The following is a 20261-nucleotide window of genomic DNA, read 5'->3' as shown; positions in this document are numbered from 1 at the left end:
CAATGGAGACGGAAATTCGTGCGCTCAAGACCGAGAAGAACGCGGTCATCATGGCGCATAACTACCAGCCCATGGAGATCCAGGCGCTCGCCGACGTGGTGGGCGACAGCCTCGAGCTCGCGGTGAAAGCGAAGGAGACCGCGGCGGACCTGATCGTCGTCTGCGGTGTCCGGTTCATGGCCGAAACGGCAAAGATCCTCAACCCTGATCGGAAAGTTGTCCTCCCGGTGGAGGACGCAGGATGCCCGCTTGCCGATTTCCTGACCCCCGATCTGATCCTGGAGGCGAAAGAACAGTATCCCGATGCGGCCGTGGTGGTCTACGTCAACAGCACGGCGGAGAGCAAGGCGCTCGCCGACATCACCTGCACCTCGGCAAACGCGGTTCGGGTCGTAGCGTCGCTTCCAAACGATACGATCCTCTTTGGGCCGGACTCAAACCTCGCAGCATACGTCCAGCGGGAACTCCCCGAAAAGACGATCATTCCTCTGCCTCCCGGCGGTCATTGCTACGTCCATATGGGATTCACCCTTGCCGACGTCGAAGCGGCCCGGAAAAAGGGCGGCACGATCGTCTGCCACCCTGAATGCCCGCCGGAAATCCAGGAGCAGGCCGATCGGATAGCCTCCACGGCGGGCATGATCCGCGCCGCCGCGGCCGGCGGGGACGAGCCCTGGTGGGTCTTCACCGAGCGGGAGATGGCTTCCCGTCTGCGTGTGCTCTACCCCGGAAGGGTCTTTTACGAGAATCCGGAGGCAGTCTGTGCGGATATGAAGGAGATATCCATTGCCGATCTCCACCACGCGCTTGAGTCCGAAGAGCACGAGGTTGTCCTCCCCCCTGAGGTTATGGATCGGGCGCGGCGGGCGATCGAGCGGATGATTACCGTCGGAGCGTGAGAGTGCGGATGATCCCGATCGACGACCTGCTCCGTTTTGTCCGGGAGGATGCCCCGTGGGGCGACGTCACCTCTGAGACGGTCGTCCCCGACGTCGCCTGCCGGGCGGTGATCCAGGCGAAGGATACAGGGATCGTTGCCGGCCTCGAGGAAGCACGGGCGCTCTTCGAGCATTTCGAGGTTGTGGTGCGTCAGCGTTCCACCGATGGTAGATCGGTTGCTCGCGGCGCGGTTCTCCTCGAGATCGAAGGTCGTGCGAGAACGATCCTTCTTCTGGAACGGACGGTGCTCAATATCATCGGGCGGATGAGCGGGATTGCGACCCGGACCCAGGAGGCGGTCGAAGCCGTCCGTGCGATCTCTCCTGACGTGCGGATTGCCGCAACCCGGAAGACGGCTCCAGGACTCCGGATGCTCGATAAGAAGGCGGTGATCCTCGGCGGGGGCGACCCGCACCGCTACTGCCTCTCGGATATGGTCCTGATCAAGGATAACCACCTCACGCTGGTGCCGCTACCGGAGGCGATCCGGAAGGCAAAGGAGCAGAGCCGCTACCGGGCGGTCGAGGTGGAAGTCGAGACGGCACGGGACGCCGTCGAGGCTGCGGTTGCCGGTGCCGACATAATCCTTCTCGACAACATGACACCGAGCGCCGTCCGGGAGACGGTCGGGACGCTGGCCGCCCGTGGTCTCCGGGAGGGGGTCACTCTCGAGGTCTCGGGAGGCGTCGCCGGCGACGATCTTGCCGGGTATGCCGCTACCGGGATCGATATCATCAGTATGGGCGCGCTCACCCATACGGTCAGGAACTTCGACGTGAGCCTGGATGTCCTGAAGGGCGCGGGCACCGTCAGGCTTTCCTAAAATAAGGGGATTCAGGATGCGGTCTGGGCATCCTCCATCGTGAGTTCGTCCAGAAACGGCATCAGCCCTTTGACGTACGGCGCGATTTTGCCCTCTTCTGTCGTGAGTTCCCCGTAGGCCATGACTTCGATGACCAGCGGAAGCTCGTCCAGGCGCCCGGTGAAGAGGGGATCCTGTTCGGCGGCGTACTGGAGGAATGCGTTCAGGTTGACGAACGGGCGTTCCAGGTCGGGCACGTCGCCGTATTCCTGCAGGTCTTCCCGGAGCGTAGAATCTCTGGCCAGATCCTCCTCGAAGTAGAGGAAGACGTGGAAGTTATGGCGGCGACCCATCGCGTCAAGGTCTCTGATATCGATCTTCGCTCCGGCAACGACGCCGAGGCGCTCCAGATCCGGGGGAAACGCCGTACCCTCCGGTGTAACCGTCGGACTTTCCATACTATGGTGAAGGCAGGGAGAGTAGAAAAAGTGCACCCTTGTGGGCATCTTCCGGGGCAAAGCCTTATACCCGGCCGACTCCAGTTGGGCGTGAGGTGGCCTATGGCAGAGGGGGATCCGCCAGTGCCGGGGAGAGAGACCAAAGGCCTCGATAGCGAGAAGAAACTCCACAGATACCTTTTGATGCTTGCGTCCGGGGATCTCAATGAACGGTGGCGGGCTGCGGACGCGCTCGGGGAACTCGGCGACCGTCGCGCGGTACAGCCGCTCATCGAGGCGCTGGAGGATGACTACGTCGATGTGCGGTGGAAGGCGGCGAAGGCGCTCGGACTCATCGATGGGCGCGAACCCATCCTCCCGCTGATACGAAGCCTGGAAGACGACAGCCCCTGGGTTCGGATGGGAGCGGCCTGGGCGCTCGGAAAGATCGGCGACCCCCGGGCGGTTGAGCCGTTGATCCGGCTGCTCGATGACGCAAAACCCCGGGTCAGGAGGATGGCGGCCTGGGCGCTTGGCCGGATCGGCAACCCGCGGGCTCGGGAACCCCTTTTGCGCCTCCTCGGGGATGCCAACCGTGATGTCAGGATCGCCGGGCGGCAGGCGCTCGACGAGATCGGAACCGAGCGGGAGATCCCAAGCGTCTGAAGGGGCGGCGCCCCTGCCTGTCCGGCTACCGCGCCCATCGCTCTCTCGAGTTGCTGTTCTCGTCCCGTATGCGTTTATTATCCAGGAACGTCTTCTTATATCTGATAGGGTGTTGCAATAGGTTTATCTATGGTATTGAGCGCCCGAGAGGAGATGGCTATGGACATATTCATGAAGTGTGCCCTCGAGGAGGCGGAAGCGGGCCTGAAAGAAGGCGGAATACCTATTGGTTCGGTGTTGGTGCGCGATGGGCGGATCATCGGGCATGGTCGGAACCGGCGCGTCCAGAATGATGATCCCGTGCTCCACGCCGAGATCGACTGCCTGAGGAACGCCGGGAGAATCGGTAGTTACGCAGAGTGCACGCTCTACTCCACGCTGATGCCCTGCTACCTCTGTGCGGGAGCGGTCGTCCAGTTCGGGATCGGGAAGGTCGTGGCCGGGGAATCGGTAAATTTCGCGGGGGCACGGGAGTTCCTCGAGTCGCACGGTGTCGAGGTGCTCGATCTGGACCTCGACGTCTGCAAGGCGATGATGGGTGCGTTCATCGAGCAGCATCCCGATCTCTGGTATGAGGATATCGGGGAGTTGTGAGGCGGTTCACGGCTGAAGATAGATTGCTCCATACGCTACCGTTGCCGTTGTTTCGCTCCTTGTCGGGGTCTGGATCGGCTTGCGGCCGCTCCTCTCCCGGCCGCGCCCGTGCGCGCGGAAAGCGCAGATAGGGAATATGCTCTTTCAGGTCTCGACCATTGATGTGCTCCTTCAGGGCACCTACGACGGCAGCATGACGTTTGACGAGCTCGCGGAGTACGGGGACTTCGGTATCGGGTGCGGTGACCGGCTCGACGGGGAACTGATCGGTGTCGACGGCGAGTGGTACCTGATCCGGGTCGACGGACGGGCCTACCCGGTTGACGGAGACGCGACGACGCCCTTCGCGTCTGCGACCTTCTTCGACACGGACATTACGGGCTTACCGAGGCGTCGGTCGACTCCCCGTCGGCGTAGCGGCGGCAGAGCGCGACCATGTCGTGGTTCTTCGCCATCCGGGCGACGTCGTCGCCCTTATGCCCGACAAACATCCGTGTCTGGGCCGAAAAGCTGTGTTCTTCGAGTTTGGCTGCAGTCCGTTCGAGGAGTTTTTGGCCGTACTCTTCCTTCTTTACCCGGAACTCCTCCGTCGATTCACGGTCGAGCGCCTGTTTTAGGAGTTCGATCACCTCGACATCCGTGATGTTGGCGAGCGAGATCGCGGCGTCATAGGCGGAGAGCACGTCGATTGCTTCTTCGGTGATGTCATGAACGAAGAGGTCGAGCGGCACCAGGATCGACCGGACCTCAGGGACGAGCATCTCCTCGTCGGTCGTCAGGAACTCGCCGTAGTCCTTCAGGACCGAGTCATACCGCCTTCCGACGATATCTTTGAACTTTCGCTAGATCAAGGAAGAAGAGTATCCCATCGTGATCGAGGTTTCCCGGCGCGTTCGTTTGATACTTTTGTTTGCCGGCTTCTCTGCCCCGCCCTGTCGAAAAGCCGGAAGCCGTTCTCTCGGCAGGAGTTATCGGGAGCAGGGATCGGGCTTATGGAAGGTACACCGGGTTTGCCGTCATCGCGTTGCCCGCGACGCGAGCGCCTCCCTGCAGACTGGACAGAGCATCTTCCTCTTTCTGTCCAGTTCATCCAGCGTCCGCGGCCGGAACATGACGCATTCGGGGTCTGGGCAGTGGTCGAGCCCGAGGAGGTGTCCGAGTTCGTGTGCTCCTTCTTTTGCCGCCCGGTCGATGAGGTCGGTATCGTCCGGCATCCTGTCGTAGTAGTCGTTTTCGAGGCGGGCTGTTGAGACGACGGCAACGCCGCATGCGGGTCGTGCAAGGCCGAAGACGAAGTCGTACCCGTTGACGTAGAGGTCGCGGGAGGTGACGAGCAGCAGAGGGCCGTCGATCTCGTACCTGCGCGTGAAGGTGTCCTGCAGGCGGTCCAGGATCTTTTGAGCATCGTGCTGGTCGCGGTTTCGGTCGTAGCCGTCGATGAGGAACGGGTATTCGACGAGCGCGGGCTCTTTCCTGAGGATCATCGCGATCATCCTGGCGACCGGGAGTTCGATACCTGCCGGTGCCTGCGGGTCCCAAAGAATATTGATGCCCATTACCTAATCTCTGGGTGATGTGTCGGTATAAACGTATTGAACGGAGTATCGGGGAGTATATCGCTGCCCGATATCGCCGGGCTGTTGAAGTAGGTATCGGCAACAACCCCGAGGCCGCAAGGTTGATCGCGGCTGCCGGCGCCCTGATGCTCTGCACCGACATCCGGCTGGGTATCCGGCACGACGGGCTTGCTGTGGTGACCGACGACGTCTTCGAACCAGACATCCGGCTGTATGAGGGTGCGGACCTGATCTACGCCGTGCGGCCCGGCGTGGAGATGGTTCCGCCGCTGATCGCGCTTGCCGGGCGGATTGATAGTGACCTCCTGGTCTACCACCTGGGATGCGAGATCTTCGGGGACGGCGGCGAGGTCGTGGACTGCGGCCCGGTTCTCCTCCATCGCTACCGCCGGCGCGCTCTGTAGTGGAGCCATTTCGTCTAAACGCTCACGTGCATCATAGCCTCACATGAAGTGCGACGTTCCGCAAGGAACGACTGTCTGAAGGACAGAAGTTCGAGAAACCCAAAGGGTTTCGAGGAACGGAGTTTGAGCACTCGAAGAGTGCGAATTGCGCAAAGAGGCTGCCAGCACCCGTTAACCAGACTTCGCGCTCTTCGCGGCTCGAAGCCTACGGCTTCTCACGCTCCCGTCCTGTGGACAGTCGCGGCTCGAAGCCTACGGTGCTCAAGCTCGCTACGCTCGCACTTCACGTGCGCCTTCCGGCTCCCCGGTCAACGACACGCTAGAACAGCGTCGCCTGGCCCGGGGGTGGATCCCGTCGCGATTCTCCGGTATCGGCGGGCTGGTCGTCGTCCCGGGCCTTCTTGCCTTTCCCGGTTGCCTTCTCTTTAGCGGAGGCCTTCTTCGCCTTCGCTTTCTCTTCCTTTGCCACCTCTTTGACGGCTTTCGTGGCCCGGGCTTTGTCGTGGATGAAGAGGTTCAGTTCGTCGGCATCGAGTTCGAACTCGCGGACGTATTTTGCAGGGTCCTGCTCGACGAGGATGCTGATTGCGGTGAAGAAGTCTTCCCGGAGTGCGTCCTGTGGAATATGCGTCATCTCGCTGAGTTTCCGGGAGAGGCCCGCCCGGACTGCTTTTTGCTTCTTCGAAGCCCCCATCTTCTTCCAGCGCGCCGGCGGCATGATGCGGCCATGGACGCCGTGCCCGCCGGCGGCGTCGGCGACGCCGAGGAGCATGACCGCGCTCGCGTAGCGCCAGAGGGTGTAGTACTGCCGCCGGTAAGTCCGGCCGATGTACTCGTCCGCTCTTGATATGCAGGCGTAGCCCTTCGCATGGGAGGCGGGATCCGGCATGTGGTCGAGGTTCCCCTCGAGCCACTGTTCGACGGTGTCGGGAGTATCCTCGACCTCCACCGCCATGCGGAGCAGGTCGGCATCTCTCTTCCCTTTGAAGGTCGCTCCGACGAGTGCGAAGATGGTCGAGCGCTCGTCCTTTGCGGAAGTATGGACGTCGCCCACCGCGAGGTGCTCCTTCCCGATGGACACGGCGTAGAGCATGTTCACCGCGGCCCGCATATCGCCGTCGGCGCGGCTCGCGATATTTTCGAGCGCGGCGGGATCGCATGTCACGCCTTCCGCGGCGCAGATCTGGCGGAGGCGAGGAACGATCGATCGGGCCTGTAGTGCCCGGAACTGCACCGGCTCCGTGACCGACTTAAGTTCTCTCGTGAGGGAGTAGTAGTCGTTTGCGATCAGGATGATCGGTTGCTGCGACGCTGCGATAATCTCCACGATCGCCTTCGCCCCGCCCCGGTCGGCCTGCCCGTGCAGGTTGTCGGCCTCATCCAGCAGGATGAGTTTGCGGCTCGCCCCGGTGAGGCTGGCCGTGGTGGAGCCTGAGCCCGCCACCTTCTCGAGGGCCGCTTTCGTCCGCTGGTCGGAGGCGTTCAGTTCCACCACCTCCCAGTTCATGTCGTTCGCGAGGGCATATGCGCTCGAAGTCTTGCCGGTGCCGGGTTTTCCGTACAGGATGAGCGGCTTCTTCTGCCGCGACCAGTCCCGCGCCCACTCGTAGATATGCCTGACGGCGCTGGAGTTCCCCACGACATCCTGAAGGTGCTGCGGCCTGTACTTCTCCACCCAGTCCATACCAGACTATTCGACGCGGTGCATCAAAAATGCCACCCCGATGCGGATGCAAGACGATCCGGTGGATGCGCTGTAAGGAGACTGTACCCGGCCGGACCGGATACCTGCCGGTAGTTTCCTTCCCGATCGGTTCGCGGAACAGAGTGCATAATACCGGTGAATCAAATACATTATCTCTGATGAGGCAGAATACCATAAAGAAACACGGAGTGTTGGTGTTCTTGTGGTGAAAGATTGCTCCACCGATACGGTAGCACAGGCTGTCAGGGAATACGAGGGCGTCACCCGAAAGAAGGAGATCGGTGACATGATCCGGTCTCTCCGGATAGAAAGTCCCGATGTTGTCGCTTCGTTCGGTGAGGATGCCGCGGTCATCAGGCATAATGCAGAGGACGCGCTGCTTCTTGCGGCGGACGGTATCTGGAGCAAGCTGATGGAGGCGGACCCGTTCTGGGCGGGGTACTGTGCCGTGCTCGTGAACGTTCACGACATCGCCGCCATGGGCGGAAGGCCGGTTGCGATGGTCGATATCCTCTCCGTTACGAATGATCAGCTCCGCGACGAAGTGACCCGGGGCATGGTCGCGGCATCCGCCCAGTTCGGTGTCCCGATCGTGGGCGGGCACCTGCACCCGAATACGCCTTACAGCGTCGTAGATGTGGCGATCCTCGGAACGGGCAGAATGGATCAGATCATCTTCTCGGATACGGCAGAGGAGGGCGACGTGGTCGTCGCGGCGATAGATCTTGACGGCCGGGTACACCCGTCGTGCTGCTTCAACTGGGACTCGGTCACGATGAAGTCGGCGGACGTGGTGCGTGCCCAGATCCGGGTGATGGAGGATCTCGGGAAGGATCACCTGGTGACTGCCGGGAAAGATATCAGCAACCCGGGTGTCATCGGGACACTCGGTATGCTCCTTGAGGTGAGCGGGAAAGGCGCGGTGATCGACCTCGACGCGGTTCCCCGGCCGGACCTCACGGCGATCGGCCTTCCCTTCGAGCAGTGGGTGCGCATGTATCCCGGCATGGGGTTCATCCTGACCGTTAAACCGGAGGACGTGGAGGAGGTCTGCCGCCGGTTTGCCGACGTCGGGATCACCGCCGCCGCTATCGGGGAGGTGAACGGGAGCCGGAGGCTCTCCGTCAGGTACCTGGGCCGGGAGACGCAGGTCTTTGACCTCGACCAGAACGGCATCATGCGGATCTTCTCGGACGGCGGAGCATGCCAATAACGGTCGGGCTTGGTGCGGCGTCCCCTGACGCAAAGATCCTCTCGACCGCCCGGGCGGTCGGCCGGGAGGTCGATCTCATCCTTTTCTCTCCCCCCGGGACCGCCGGGGCGTTCGGTGACGCGGTTACGGTCGTCGAGGCCGTGGAGCCGGAGATAGCCCTCATCGAGGCACTCTATGCGGAGAGGATCGATGCCGCCGTCAGGGGCACGCTCCCAGCATCCTCCACCTTAAAGGCCCTCAAGCAGGCCGCAGGTGTCGACCATCTGGAACGGATCGCCCTCCTTGAGACCTCTGACGGGCGCCTCTTCCTCCTCGCCCCGGTCGGGGTCGACGAGGGCTGGACGGTCGAGGAGAAGGTGCGCTTCGTCAGGGTCGGGAGGAATATCGCCCGGAATTTCGGCCTCGCTGAAGGGGTGGCGGTCCTCTCAGGAGGGCGGCTCGGGGATCTCGGGCGGCATTCGGTCGTCGACCGGACGATGGCGGATGCCGAGCTTGTCGCACGCCTGACCGGTGCGGAGCACGCCGAGATCCTGATCGAGGAGGCAGCGGGGAGGTATGGGATGGTCGTGGCTCCTGATGGGATCTCCGGGAACCTGATCTTTCGCACGCTCACGTTCCTCGGAGGCGGGGCGGGGCATGGTGCTCCGGTGGTAAATATCGGTAGAATTTTCGTAGATACGTCGCGCGCCTCTGCAGATTATACCAATGCAATAATGCTTGCGAAATCTCTGGCGCAATCGGAAAGTCTGTAATTTTCCTCCCGATTTTGTCTGGGGGCTTGCATTTTGCTTTTTTCAATCGGCACCGATCCCTGCCGATTATCAGGATGCTCTGTCCAGACATACCCTCAATGGGGAAGAGAAACGCAAATTTCCGAGATAATCCCGAAATGTTTAAATATTAACTAATACACCTCTTTTTAGAGGTGGAATGAGATTATGGCAGATCTACCTATTGCTGCGGTTGTACGTATCGCAAAGAAGAATGGTGCTGAGAGAGTCGGCAGCGATGCCGCTGCCGCACTGGTTACCAAGGCTGAGGCGTACATCGCCGAGCTGACCAAGGAAGCCAACAGGCTTGCCCAGCACGCGGGACGCAAGACGATCAAGGCGGAAGACGTCGACCTCGCGGTTAAGTCCGCGTAAGTCGGCCACTCTTTCCTTCTCTTTACCGGGGTCCTTGCAAGGCCCCATTTCAGATCTTTTCCAGCAGTATACATGCTGAAAGCCCGGGCGGCTTGGTGCTCTTTTCGGGACGATATCGTGACCGGTGACCGGGGCGGCGAGAATCGAGGATGAGCAGAGCGGGAGCAGCGTCGGATACCAGGATCTGCTCTTGCGACCCGGCAGACAGATCGCTGATGCGCGTCAGACGTCCACATCTGCGATTCCAGCCTACTTATGCCGTCATACTATACCTTTTCACATCTGTTGCACAATGCGCGATCTGTGAGCCGATGCGTCGCTCCCTGGATGGCGGTTGTTTTTGCTACCGGTAAGAAAAAAAGGGTTGCTTTTCTGGTGGAATCAGAGCGTCCCCTTGGTGCTCGGCACGTCGCCTATCGCAGGATCGATTGCCACGGCGGCACGGAGCGCCCGGGCGAACGCCTTGAACGCCGCTTCGCAGACGTGGTGATCGTTCCTACCCGAGACCGTGATGTGGGCGGTGATCCCGGCATGGCTGCAGAGGCTGTAGAAGAAGTGCTCGATGAGATCGCCGGGGATGCCGCCCGGGCCTACCGGGGAGAAGCCGCCCTCGAAGACGAGGTAGCCCCTGCCGCCGAGATCCAGCGCCACCCGGGCGAGCGCCTCGTCCATCGGGACGGCGGCGTCGGCGAACCGGGTGATCCCCTTCCCATCCCCGACCGCCTCGGCAAGAGCCGTCCCGAGGACGATCCCGATATCCTCGATGGTATGATGGGGGTCCACGGCGAGGTCGCCGGCCGCGTGGATGGTGAGGTCCATTCGGCCGTGCCGGGCAAACGACGTCATCATGTGGTCAAAGAACGGTATCCCGGTCTCGATGGTTCCTGCCCCGGTTCCGTCGAGGTCGAGGGAGAGCCTGATATCGGTCTCCCGTGTCGTGCGGTGGATCTCACTCGTTCGCATGCGCAACCTCCATGGCCTCTGAGAGGCGCACCTTCCCGGCGTAGAGGGCGGACCCGAGGACTGCCCCTACCGCTCCGGCTTTCCGGAGCGCCGCGACGTCCCCGGGACTCGATATCCCGCCCGAGACGACGACCGGAACCTTCACCCGGCGGAGGAGTTCCGCCACGGGCTCGATGGCGACCCCCTGCTGGAGCCCCTCAACGTCCACGTTCGTGTAGAGGAGCGATCCCGCGCCGAGGCTCTCGAACCGCTCCGCCCAGGAGAGGTAACTCCCTGCAGGGCGTTCCCATCCCTCGATCATCACCTCGCCGGCCCGGGCGTCAATGCCCGCCATCACCCGCTCGCCGCCGAACTCATCGGAAAGCGTTCGGACGATCTCCGGCTCCCGGACGGCCTGAGTCGAGACGATCACCCGGTCGACGCCGGCGTCTAGCCACCCCGCGGCATCCTCGACACTCCTGATTCCACCGCCGAGTTCCACGAACGTCTCCGTATCGCGGGTGAAGGCGCGTATCAGGTCGGCGTTCTTGCGCGCCCGGCCGAACGCCCCGTCGAGGTTGACGACGTGCAGGCCGTCTGCACCCTGATCCAGCCACCGGTGCGCCCAGGCGGCCGGATCGCCGTAGACCGTCGCCGCCTCCGGCCGTCCCTGCACAAGCTGCACGCACCGTCCGTCCAGGATATCAACTGCAGGATAGATCTCCATGCTCTCAGCGTATGATCCGTTCGATGGGCATGACTAATATGTCTTTTGCGCCGGCCTGCTTTAACTGGTTGATCAGCTGATAGACCCGTTCTTCGTTCACGACGGCGTGAACGGCGACCAGGTTCTCGTCGGAAGCCACGTCCATCACCGTCGGCCCGGAGAGGCCGGGCAGCACCTCCCGCACGTCCGCAAGAGCGCTTTTGTGGACGTTCATCATCAGGTAGCACTGTCCCTTCGCCCGGATGACGCTCTCGAGGGCGAGGACAAGCTCGTCGATCTTCTCACGCTTGACCGTGAGCGAGGCGGGATTCGCCACCAGGATGGTCGTGGACGCAAGCACCTCGTCGACGACGCGGAGGTGGTTCGTGCGGAGCGTCGTCCCCGAGGAGGAGAGGTCGACGATGGCGTCGGCGATCCCGAGGTGCGGCGTCGCTTCACACGCCCCGCCGACGGTCACGATCGTGACGGCAACCCCGTGGTCGGTAAAGAACGCACGGGTGATCGCCGGGAACTCGGTCGCCACCTTTGCGCCTGCAAGGTCGGTGACGGTCTCGACGTCCGACTCCTCCGGCACGGCGACGACGAGCGTGGCCTTCCCCGTCTGCAGGTCGAGAACCTGCTCGACCGCGGAACCCCGCTCCATGACCATATCCTTCCCGGTAATCCCAAGGTCGGCGACGCCGTTCGCCACGTACTCCGGTATATCGATCGGGCGGGCGAAGAGGATCTCCACGTTGGGATCGCGGGTCCGGGTGATGAGTCTGCGCTCGCTGCCGCCTTCGGCCAGGTGGAGGCCGCTCTTCTCGATCAACTCGTTGATGGGCCCGGCGATTCTTCCTTTGTTCGGGATCGCGAGACGTACGAGCCCGGGACCGGGCACGGGATGCCGGGGTGACGGTTTACTCATGGATTAGAACAACTCCAAAATGTTAGAGGGGTTAGAAGGTAGAGAGTTCTCCCCTGATAACCTTCTCGGTGATGGAGGGGGTCTCCTTCAGCCACTCGTCGATGATTGCCTCGACATCGGGCTGTATGGACTTGATATCGTAGCCGGGTTTCGTGAGTATCTGGGCGCTCGCCACGTGCGGCTGGTCGATCGGGTAGCCGATCTGGGAGAGCATGCGGACGTACATCTCCTCGATGCCGTCGACCTTCGCGACACAGTCCTGCGCAACCTGGGTCGCGAGGAGGTTGTAGATCTTGCCGATGTGGTTGATCGGGTTCTTGCCGCTCGTCGCCTCCATGCTCATCGGGCGGTTCGGGGTGATCAGCCCGTTCGCGCGGTTGCCGCGGCCGACCGAGCCGTCGTCGCCCATCTCGGCGGAAGTGCCCGAGACCGTCAGGAAGACGCTGGCGGCCTCGAGGTCGTCAGCGGTGTTGATGGCGACGTTGACCGCTCTTGTGGTGAACTGCTTTGCGACCGCTGCGATCTGCTCGGTCAGGAAGTTCTTCTGCTCGATGTATTCGGCGATGCTCGAGCAGTAGCGATCCACAAACGCCATCGCGATGGTCAGGGTGATGGTGTCGCCGTCACGCAGGCACATGATCTTGCAGTCCTGGCCGATGACGGGATACTTCGGGCGGAGCGTGTCGTCGATGAACGTGGCGACGCCTCTAATGATGCTCTCCGCCTCGCTGAACGGAGCGTGCCCGACACCGAACGAGGTGTCGTTCGCCCGCGGGACCTTCCCCTCGCACGACCGGAAGACGTCCTGCAGGTCGGTCGACCCCTTCCCCATCCGGCAGTCGACGATGACGTCGCGGTCCATGTTGATGGTGGGGAGGATCTCCTTGATATAGTCCCGTGCGGCCTCGACGGCGATCGCGTCCGCGGGGATGTTTATGCCGTTAAAGGTCTTCGTGGCACGGCCCGATATGAGGAAGTAGATCGGCCTTGTGATCGTGCCGCCGCCGAACATCGGGATCGACTCTCCTGCAACGACCTCGCCCTGGTCGGTGTTGTGATGCAGGACGCTGCCGCACTCTTCCAGGTACGACCTGCTGAGCGCCCTGCTGATCGACTCCGCGATACCGTCTGCGAGACTGTCCGGGTGCCCGAGGCACTTGCGCTCCACCAGTTCTATCCGTTGCTTCTCGATCGGGATCTGGTCAAGCCCTTCTACGCTGATATTCCTGGTCATCAAATCCACCGTAGTTCTAAAGTGTGATAAGAGAAATGATTGCAACTCATATAACCATTTCTAACCGTCACTACGGAGGCGAATATCGGAACGGATGCTGATCTTGCATTGTCCGTCCCTGAAGATGCGCACCATGCCTCCGCTCTCGGAGACCGTGATGCCGATGGCCGGGATCTCGTGGGTGATGGACGCGGTTGCGCGGTGCCTCCCGCCGAGGCCCCCGGGAAGAGAGATGCCCCGCCCGGTGACGTCCAGGTAGCGGCCCGCCGCCCGCACCTCGCCGGTTTTATCGATGACGAAGACACCGTCGAGCTGGGCGAATTCTTTGACGCTCTCCCAATTGTCCCGGTTCTTGATGTCCCGGAGTGTTCCGGGCTGCCCCTGGTAGGGGTTGAGGATCGCCTGGTGGGAGTGCCGGAAGATCTCCTCCGGGTCGCCGATGATGAACGCGGTGCCGATGGCTCTCCCTTCCCTCCCCTCGACCGCGATCTCGAGGGCCAGCGTGAGAGCTGCGTGGAGCACCTCGCGGGGGGCGATGTCGGAGAAGTCTTTGAGGTTGATGAAGTTCTTCCCCTCCTCGATGTCGTAGAGGATGATCGCGTAGGAAAAAACGCCGACGACGAGGCCGCTCTCCAGGTTGCGCCGGAGGTAGAGGTGGACGGCAGCGTCGAGCATGTGCCGCTCGCTCACCTCCAGGATGTCGTGCATGGTGAGGTCTTTTAAGACATCGAGCTGGAGTTCCTGCACCCGGATGATCGGGATGTCGGGCACCTTTGCGAGCACCGGGGCCGGTTCGATGAACGAGACGACCGCCCGCGCCCCGATCTTCTCCGCCACTTCGCAGGCGGTTGCAAGCATCAGGTCGCCGTTCATAACACCTCACGGATCAGTCCCGGTATCTCCGATGGACGGGACGCGACGGGGATGTCGAGGCCGCGGAGCCGCCGAACCTTGGACCGGGCGTCCCCCTCGCCCCCCTCAATGATCGCACCCGCGTGGCCCATACGCTTCTCGGGCGGGGCGCTCACGCCGGCGATGTAGGTGACGACGGGGAGATCGGTCGACCGGACGCCTTCTTCTTCCAGGTTGCCGCCCACCTCGCCGATGACGACGACGGCCTTCGTCTGCGGGTCGTCCTCGAACCGGGCGAGCGCATCCACGAACGTCTGGCCGATCACCGGGTCGCCGCCGATCCCGACGACGGTGCTCTGGCCGATGCCGGCGCGGGTGAGCTCGTCGACCACCTCGTAGGTGAGGGTGCCGCTCCGGGAGACGACGCCGACCTCTCCCCGGGTGGCGAGGTGGGCCGGCATGATCCCGAGTTTGCACTCTCCCGGCGAGAGGAGTCCCGGGCAGTTCGGGCCGATGACTGTGCAGTCGTGGAGTTTTGCGTAAGCGATGGCTTTCATCGCGTCGTGAACCGGGATGTGCTCGGTGATGACGACCGCGAGTTCGATCCCCGCGTGCGCTGCCTCCATGACTGCGTCCCCGGCAGCGCCTGCCGGGACGAAGACGACGCTTGCGGTCGCGTCGTGCTCGGCGAGCGCATCCTTGACGGTGTTGTAGACGGGTACACCGTGAACCTCCCGGCCGGCCTTCCCGGGCGCGACCCCCGCGACGACGCCCCGTCCCCCGACCTCGTGGGCGTAGGCGTTCATCAGTTCCGTGTGAAACGTGCCCTGCCGGCCGGTGATGTTCTGGACGATCACGCCGAGATTCTTATCCCCGTAAATCATTCTGAGACCTCCATCGCCGCTTTCACGGCAGCATCCATGCTCTCGAGCATCCGGTAGCCGCACTCAGCGAGCAGCCGCTGGCCTTCCTCCTCGTTCGTCCCGGCCATCCGGACGATAATCGTCGGCGCGACGCCGGCGGCGATGATCCCCTTCGCCACCTCGTCGCACCGGGTGATGCCCCCGAGAAGGTTGACGACGATCACGTTCACCCCGGGCATGCTCGCGACGAGTTTGACGGCGTGCATCACGCGTTCCTGTTCGGCGCCGCCCCCGACGTCGAGGAAGTTCGCTGCCCGCCCGTGGTAAAACTCGATCAGGTCGAGTGTCGACATCGTGAGCCCGGCGCCGTTGCCGATGACCCCGATGCTCCCATCCAGTTCCACGTAGGAGAATCCGTGCTTCTCGGCCTCGCGCTCGCGTTCCGAGAGGTCGCGGTTGACGGTTACCCCCTGGCGGGCGAGGGCGTTGTCGTCAACGATCAGTTTCGCGTCCGCCGCGTAGACTCCCCGCGCCGTCGTCACGAGCGGGTTGATCTCCGCGAGCATGGCGTCCTTGCCCTGGAATACGTGGTAGAGGTTGTTGATGACGGGGGCGAGTTCCTTCGGCGCACCGCCGAGGAGTTCCCGCATCAAAAACGGCGGGATGTCCTTAAGAAGCGGAGATACGATGACTCTCCGTACAGCGGACTCATCCGCCGATGCCATATTCTCGATCTCCACCCCGCCGGCGTCGGCGAAGAGCACCACCGGTTGTCTGCTCGACCGGTCGATAGCGATGCTCACGTAATACTCATGCTCAATCGGGAGACGCTCCTCCGCGAGGATCTCCCTGACCGGGATGCCCTTGATCTCCCGGGAGAAGAGCTCCCGGGCAGTCCCGGCCGCTGTTGTGCGGTCGGCCATCAGGACGCCGCCGGCCTTTCCGCGCCCGCCGACGTCCACCTGTGCCTTCAGCACCAGGCCGTCGCCGAGGTCCGGCAGGTGTGCCGCGACCTCCTCCGGTGCCCGTATCACGACCCCGTTCGGGACCGGTATTCCGTACTCTGCAAAGACCCGTTTTGCCTCGTATTCCAGTAACTTCATAGGTTCACGCCCGTTCTCCGAGTTCAAATCCCCTCTTTAACGCCTTCACATTCAGTTCCTCGGTGCCTTTCGGGACGCTGTCGAGCACCGCACGCTCGATCGCCTCCCTGCTCACGACCCCGGTTGCGGTCACGAGGGCGCCGATCATCACGATGTTCGCCACGATCTCCCGTCCGAGAGTGCCTTTCGCCTCCGATGTCGCCGGGATCTCGTAATAGCGGCAGTCCGGGCGCGACCGGACGAGGTCGGCATCGAGGAGCATGACTGCATCCTTTCCGGCGCGAATCCCGTACTTTTCGAACCCCTGCTGGGACATGATGACGAAGATATCCGGCTCGGTCACCTCAGGGTAGAGGATCGGTTCGTCGTCGATCACCACCTGCCCCATCGAGGCGCCGCCCCGCGCCTCCGGACCGTAGACCTGGGTCTGGACGGCGTATTTGTCGTCGTAGAGCGCCGCCGCCCGCCCGAGGATGACCGCGGAGAGGAGGACCCCCTGTCCGCCGTATCCCGAGAACCTGATCTCGTGCCTCATCTCTGCACCCCCATCGCCGGCCGGTTCCGCCGGACCAGTTCTCCGACGGTGAAGGCCCCTTCGGGGATTGGCTTTCCTTCTGCGACCAACCGGTCGTGCTTCTGGACGAGTATCGCGTGGCTCCGGAGATGCTCAATCATGTCCGAGACCCGTCGGAGCTTGTTGTGGCGGCCGTAGTTGGTCGGGCACTGGGTTCTCGCCTCGATGAAGGCGAGCCCCGGCGTCTGCAGCCCGGCGGCGACGGCTTTCGTGAGTTCCTTGACGTGGTAGGACGTCCACCGGGCGACGTAGTTCGCGCCGGCAGCGACGGCAAGTTCCGCGAGGTCGAAGGCCGGTTCGCTCATGCCGTAGGGCGTCGTCGTCGAGATGGCTCCCGCCGGGGTTGTCGGGCTCCCCTGCCCGCCGGTCATGCCGTAGATATGGTTGTTCATGCAGATCACGGTCATATCCACGTTCCGGCGGCAGGCGTGGATGAAGTGGTTCCCGCCGATGGCGGCAAGGTCGCCGTCTCCCGTGAAGACGACGACGTGCAGGTCCGGCCGCGCCATCTTCACGCCCGTAGCGAACGCGAGCGCCCGGCCGTGGGTGGTGTGGAGCGAGTCGGTGAGGATGTAGCCGGGGGCCCGGGAGGAGCACCCGATTCCGGAGACAAAGACCGTTTCATCCCGTTTCCAGCCCATCTCCTCGACTGCCGCAAGGGTGCAGTTGATGACCGTCCCGTTCCCGCACCCCGTGCAGTAGATGTGCGGCAGGCGGTCGTCCCGGAACCAGTCGGGCGCGATCATCGGTACGCCTCCAGCGCCCGGACGAGTTCGGTGGGGGTATGCAGTTCGCCGCCGATCTTCGGGATGGAGATGACCGGCTGGTCGACGTGGCGCTGCACCTCCCGCACCATCTGGCCCATGTTCAGTTCCGGCATCAGGAAGGTCCTGGCGTTCGGGAAGACCTTGAGGGCGAACTCAGGGAACGGCCAGACGACCCGGAGACGCAAATGGCCGATCGATTCATCGGGACGGTCGCGCATCACCTGCTCCACCGTCCGCGACGGCGGGCCGTAGGTGACGAAGACCGTCTCGGCGTCGGGGTTGACGGCCTCGTAGTCGGCGATATCCCGGCGTGCCGACTCGACCTTCGCGACCAGCCGGCGCACCAGCCGGTCATGCGCCTCGGGATCGGTCGTGTCCGGGTAGCCCCGCTCGTCGTGGGTGAGCCCGCTCACGTGGACGGCCCTCCCCGAGCCGAAGGGTGCGAACCCGGGGATCCCATCGTCCCCTCCCTCGAACGGGAGAGCGCCCTCCGCAAGCGGGCGGGGGCGTCCGGCTTCGACCGCGTCGGGGATGGTCACCCGCTCGCGCATGTGGCCGACGATCTCGTCGGACATCACGAACGTGGGGACCCGGTACCGGTCGGCGAGGTCGAACGCCTTTGCGGTCAGGTCGAACATCTCCTGGACGGAATTCGGGGTGAGCGCGATGGTGCTGTAGTCGCCATGTGACCCGAACCGGCACTGGAGCATGTCCCCCTGCGCCGCCCGTGTCGGCTGCCCGGTGCTCGGGCCGCCGCGCTGAATGTTGACGATGACGCACGGCGTTTCGGTCATGGCCGCGTAGCCGATGTTCTCCATCATCAGCGAGAACCCGGGGCCGCTCGTCGCGGTCATGGCTCTCGTCCCCGTCCAGGCGGCGCCGATGACCGCGGCGATGCTCGCGAGTTCGTCCTCCATGGAGATGAAGACCCCGCCGGCCTTTGGGAGTCTCCGGGCCATGGCCTCGGCTATCTCGGTCGACGGCGTGATGGGGTAGCCGCCGAAGAACCGGCACCCGGCGGCAAGCGCGCCTTCAGCACAGGCGGCGTTCCCCTGCATGAACTCGGTTCGGCTCAAAACTCCACCTCCACTTTGTGCGGTTCGAACGGCTTCTCCTCGACCCAGTTGATTGCCTGGTCGGGGCAGATCATGTGGCAGACCCCGCAGAGCATCCGGCCGTAGAGGGCCTGCAGCCTGCAGTTCGTGCACCGTTCGGGGCGGTCGAGGACCGGGGTGACGATTCCCCGGCTGTTGAGTTCCGTTCCCTCCTGAAATATACCGTAAGGGCAGACCAGCACGCAGAGGTTGCATCCTTTGCAGCGGCTTTCATCGATGACGAGTTTCATGAGACGGTATCCTGTTTGATATTGAATCGCTGGTGAAATTGTGTTTTCGCTTTCTCGCGTACGGCGCGGAAGAGATCGCCGCCGTGGGCGTCGATCCCGACCGTCAGCGGCAGGTTGTCGGCCTCGATAACCCAGACCGCCTCGGCCATGCCGAGATCTTCGAAATAGACGCCTTTGAGGGTCATTCGGGAGGCGGCGAGCGCGGCGCACCCGCCCGTGAGCGCGAGGTAGACGGCGCGCCCCCGGAGGTGCTCGACCACCTCCGGCCCCATGCCGCCTTTGCCGACGAGGGCGCGGACGCCCGCGTCGATGAGGAATTCCGAGAGCCTGTTCATCCGGGCGGATGTCGTGGGGCCGGCGACGACGAGCCGGCCGTCCTGCACCACCGGGCCGCAGTGGTAGACCGCGGCGCCCTCCGGATCGAAGGGGATGCCTTCTTCCATCATCCGCACGTGGGCCTCGTCCCGGGCGGTGTAGATTGTCCCCGAAAGCGTGACCGTATCGCCTGCCCGGAGGTCGAGCACCTCGGTGCCGAGCGGGGTCTGGAGGTTCACCATTCCACCTCCACGGTCGCCCGGCGGCAGGCCCAGCACTGAACGTTCACCGCCACCGGGAGGGACGCGGTGTGGCAGCCGGCGCGTTTCACTTTCACTGCGAGCGCCGTCGTGTCGCCGCCGAGCCCCATCGGCCCTATTTCGAGTGCGTTGACCACGTCGCAGAGTTCCTGCTCGTAGTTGTCCATGGTGTCCACTGGGAGGAGCAGCGCTTCCTTTGCAAGGGCGGCCGCCATATCGAACGTCCCGCCGATCCCGACGCCGAGGATGACGGGTGGGCAGGGCTTCCCTCCCGCAAGAAGCATCGTCTCGGCGACGAACCGGGGGATCTCCCCTGCCTGCGAGGGGAGGAGCATCCCGACCCTCGAGACGTTCTCCGAACCCGCGCCTTTCGGGAGAACCGTCACCGTGAGCCTCTCCCCGGGCGTCACGTGGACTGCAGGCATCCCCACACCGGTGTTGTCGCCGGTGTTCTCACGGGTAAGGGGGTCGACGACGTTCGGGCGGAGGGGAATCGTGACCGTCGCTCTCTGCACCCCTTCCCGGACTCCCTCAAAGAGGGCGGGTGAGAACGGGACGTCGGGCGGGAGGGTGAGGTAGACCACCGGCACGCCGGTATCCTGGCAGATCGGCACCTGCCGTTCTTCTGCAAGCGCGATATTCTCGAGGATATTTCCGAGTTCCTGGCGTGCGATCTCGTCCCTCTCGGCAACCGCTGCCCTCCGGAGCGCCGCGAGCACATCGGGAGGCAGCCGGATCTCAGCCTCTTGCAACGCCCTCTCTGTGGCGTCTGCCAGTGCGCTCGAAAGCGTCGGATCTGCCGGATGAACCATCATGTATACTGGTGGGAAGAGACTATAAATACCTATATTTTCCCTGGTAGCGGATACGCCGCCTGCGGGGAGTCCCCC

25 protein-coding genes and 1 pseudogene are annotated in these 20261 nt (G+C 63.3%); 9 read left to right on the top strand and 17 right to left on the bottom strand.

Translation table 11 applies throughout. The features are described 5' to 3' along the window. The first annotated feature begins 2 nt into the window (after window positions 1–2). Together nadA and nadC are read left to right on the top strand one after the other, a co-directional pair. Entirely contained in the window at window positions 3–899 is an 897-nt protein-coding gene (nadA, locus tag FGW20_RS04025; protein ID WP_301676810.1) for a quinolinate synthase NadA, read from the top strand. A gap of 8 nt (window positions 900–907) precedes the next feature. Further along, window positions 908–1762, top strand: a complete 855-nt coding sequence (gene nadC / locus FGW20_RS04020) for a carboxylating nicotinate-nucleotide diphosphorylase (protein ID WP_301676809.1) — start codon at window positions 908–910, stop codon at window positions 1760–1762. Between the two features lie 11 nt (window positions 1763–1773). Here the strand turns inward: nadC and FGW20_RS04015 are convergent, their stop codons facing one another. Beyond that, window positions 1774–2199, bottom strand: a complete 426-nt coding sequence (locus FGW20_RS04015) for a hypothetical protein (protein WP_301676808.1) — start codon at window positions 2197–2199, stop codon at window positions 1774–1776. Window positions 2200–2301: 102 nt separating this feature from the next. Between FGW20_RS04015 and FGW20_RS04010 the strand changes: the two genes are divergently transcribed. The 3 genes and pseudogenes from FGW20_RS04010 to FGW20_RS13330 all read left to right on the top strand — a co-directional run. Next, entirely contained in the window at window positions 2302–2844 is a 543-nt protein-coding gene (locus FGW20_RS04010) for a HEAT repeat domain-containing protein (protein ID WP_301676807.1), read from the top strand. Between the two features lie 159 nt (window positions 2845–3003). Then, window positions 3004–3438, top strand: a complete 435-nt coding sequence (locus FGW20_RS04005; RefSeq protein ID WP_301676946.1) for a nucleoside deaminase — start codon at window positions 3004–3006, stop codon at window positions 3436–3438. 136 nt (window positions 3439–3574) lie between these two features. Further along, window positions 3575–3757 (top strand): annotated as a pseudogene (locus FGW20_RS13330) (acetolactate decarboxylase); the annotation flags it as partial. 55 nt (window positions 3758–3812) lie between these two features. Here the strand turns inward: FGW20_RS13330 and FGW20_RS04000 are convergent. Then, a complete protein-coding gene (locus tag FGW20_RS04000; RefSeq protein ID WP_301676806.1) occupies window positions 3813–4199 on the bottom strand; it encodes a universal stress protein in 387 nt (128 codons plus the stop codon). Between the two features lie 255 nt (window positions 4200–4454). Next, a complete protein-coding gene (locus FGW20_RS03995; RefSeq protein WP_301676805.1) occupies window positions 4455–4994 on the bottom strand; it encodes an archaemetzincin family Zn-dependent metalloprotease in 540 nt (179 codons plus the stop codon). 17 nt (window positions 4995–5011) lie between these two features. On the opposite strand from FGW20_RS03995, the gene FGW20_RS03990 reads away from it, so the two are divergent. Continuing rightward, window positions 5012–5419 carry a UPF0146 family protein gene (locus tag FGW20_RS03990; RefSeq protein WP_301676804.1) on the top strand — a complete coding sequence of 136 codons (408 nt, stop codon included), beginning with the start codon at window positions 5012–5014 and terminating at the stop codon, window positions 5417–5419. Window positions 5420–5738: 319 nt separating this feature from the next. On the opposite strand, the gene FGW20_RS03985 is transcribed toward FGW20_RS03990, so the two are convergent. Further along, window positions 5739–7103 carry a replication factor C large subunit gene (locus FGW20_RS03985; RefSeq protein ID WP_301676803.1) on the bottom strand — a complete coding sequence of 455 codons (1365 nt, stop codon included), beginning with the start codon at window positions 7101–7103 and terminating at the stop codon, window positions 5739–5741. A gap of 223 nt (window positions 7104–7326) precedes the next feature. Here FGW20_RS03985 and FGW20_RS03980 point away from each other — a divergent pair, with 223 nt between their 5' ends. From FGW20_RS03980 to FGW20_RS03970, 3 genes are all read left to right on the top strand, one after another. After that, on the top strand, window positions 7327–8337 hold the full coding sequence (locus FGW20_RS03980) for a methanogenesis marker 2 protein (RefSeq protein ID WP_301676802.1): 1011 nt from the start codon (window positions 7327–7329) through the stop codon (window positions 8335–8337). Then, on the top strand, window positions 8328–9089 hold the full coding sequence (gene mtxX / locus FGW20_RS03975) for a methanogenesis marker protein Mmp4/MtxX (RefSeq protein ID WP_301676801.1): 762 nt from the start codon (window positions 8328–8330) through the stop codon (window positions 9087–9089). The genes FGW20_RS03980 and mtxX overlap by 10 nt, the downstream gene beginning before the upstream one ends. A 186-nt stretch (window positions 9090–9275) precedes the next feature. Next, window positions 9276–9482 carry a histone family protein gene (locus FGW20_RS03970; protein WP_011843678.1) on the top strand — a complete coding sequence of 69 codons (207 nt, stop codon included), beginning with the start codon at window positions 9276–9278 and terminating at the stop codon, window positions 9480–9482. 381 nt (window positions 9483–9863) lie between these two features. Here the strand turns inward: FGW20_RS03970 and hisB are convergent, their stop codons facing one another. Genes hisB through FGW20_RS03905 form a run of 13 tightly spaced genes read right to left on the bottom strand, consistent with a single transcriptional unit; the run spans window position 9864 to window position 20186 of the window. Then, on the bottom strand, window positions 9864–10445 hold the full coding sequence (gene hisB, locus FGW20_RS03965) for an imidazoleglycerol-phosphate dehydratase HisB (protein ID WP_301676800.1): 582 nt from the start codon (window positions 10443–10445) through the stop codon (window positions 9864–9866). Further along, on the bottom strand, window positions 10432–11151 hold the full coding sequence (gene hisA, locus FGW20_RS03960; RefSeq protein WP_301676799.1) for a 1-(5-phosphoribosyl)-5-[(5-phosphoribosylamino)methylideneamino]imidazole-4-carboxamide isomerase: 720 nt from the start codon (window positions 11149–11151) through the stop codon (window positions 10432–10434). The genes hisB and hisA overlap by 14 nt, the downstream gene beginning before the upstream one ends. 4 nt (window positions 11152–11155) lie before the next feature. Continuing rightward, the gene (gene hisG / locus FGW20_RS03955) at window positions 11156–12058 is read right to left on the bottom strand and encodes an ATP phosphoribosyltransferase (protein WP_301676798.1); all 903 of its coding nucleotides are present in this window, start codon (window positions 12056–12058) and stop codon (window positions 11156–11158) included. Between the two features lie 31 nt (window positions 12059–12089). Further along, window positions 12090–13292 (bottom strand): methionine adenosyltransferase, encoded by a 1203-nt coding sequence (locus FGW20_RS03950; protein ID WP_301676797.1) that lies wholly within the window; start codon window positions 13290–13292, stop codon window positions 12090–12092. Window positions 13293–13352: 60 nt separating this feature from the next. Further along, window positions 13353–14165, bottom strand: coding sequence for a DNA integrity scanning protein DisA nucleotide-binding domain protein (locus tag FGW20_RS03945; RefSeq protein ID WP_301676796.1), 813 nt, complete (start codon window positions 14163–14165; stop codon window positions 13353–13355). Further along, window positions 14162–15028, bottom strand: coding sequence for a succinate--CoA ligase subunit alpha (sucD, locus tag FGW20_RS03940; RefSeq protein WP_301676795.1), 867 nt, complete (start codon window positions 15026–15028; stop codon window positions 14162–14164). The genes FGW20_RS03945 and sucD overlap by 4 nt, the downstream gene beginning before the upstream one ends. After that, entirely contained in the window at window positions 15025–16110 is a 1086-nt protein-coding gene (locus FGW20_RS03935; protein WP_301676794.1) for a succinate--CoA ligase subunit beta, read from the bottom strand. The genes sucD and FGW20_RS03935 overlap by 4 nt, the downstream gene beginning before the upstream one ends. Window positions 16111–16114: 4 nt before the next feature. After that, on the bottom strand, window positions 16115–16645 hold the full coding sequence (locus FGW20_RS03930; RefSeq protein ID WP_301676793.1) for a 2-oxoacid:ferredoxin oxidoreductase subunit gamma: 531 nt from the start codon (window positions 16643–16645) through the stop codon (window positions 16115–16117). Beyond that, window positions 16642–17430: a thiamine pyrophosphate-dependent enzyme gene (locus tag FGW20_RS03925; protein WP_301676792.1), complete on the bottom strand. Its 789-nt coding sequence runs from the start codon at window positions 17428–17430 to the stop codon at window positions 16642–16644. The genes FGW20_RS03930 and FGW20_RS03925 overlap by 4 nt, the downstream gene beginning before the upstream one ends. Next, window positions 17427–18527: a 2-oxoacid:acceptor oxidoreductase subunit alpha gene (locus FGW20_RS03920; protein ID WP_301676791.1), complete on the bottom strand. Its 1101-nt coding sequence runs from the start codon at window positions 18525–18527 to the stop codon at window positions 17427–17429. Before FGW20_RS03920 ends, FGW20_RS03925 begins: the two co-directional genes overlap by 4 nt. Further along, a complete protein-coding gene (locus tag FGW20_RS03915) occupies window positions 18524–18796 on the bottom strand; it encodes a 4Fe-4S dicluster domain-containing protein (protein ID WP_301676790.1) in 273 nt (90 codons plus the stop codon). The genes FGW20_RS03920 and FGW20_RS03915 overlap by 4 nt, the downstream gene beginning before the upstream one ends. Continuing rightward, complete coding sequence (locus tag FGW20_RS03910) at window positions 18793–19353, bottom strand: FumA C-terminus/TtdB family hydratase beta subunit (RefSeq protein WP_301676789.1); 561 nt, start codon at window positions 19351–19353, stop codon at window positions 18793–18795. Before FGW20_RS03910 ends, FGW20_RS03915 begins: the two co-directional genes overlap by 4 nt. Beyond that, window positions 19347–20186, bottom strand: a complete 840-nt coding sequence (locus tag FGW20_RS03905) for a fumarate hydratase (RefSeq protein ID WP_301676788.1) — start codon at window positions 20184–20186, stop codon at window positions 19347–19349. Before FGW20_RS03905 ends, FGW20_RS03910 begins: the two co-directional genes overlap by 7 nt. Window positions 20187–20261 lie beyond the last annotated feature (75 nt).

The organism is Methanoculleus methanifontis (assembly GCF_030464365.1).
Taxonomy (GTDB): Archaea; Halobacteriota; Methanomicrobia; order Methanomicrobiales; family Methanoculleaceae; genus Methanoculleus; species Methanoculleus methanifontis.
This window is presented reverse-complemented; position numbering and strand designations above follow the sequence as displayed.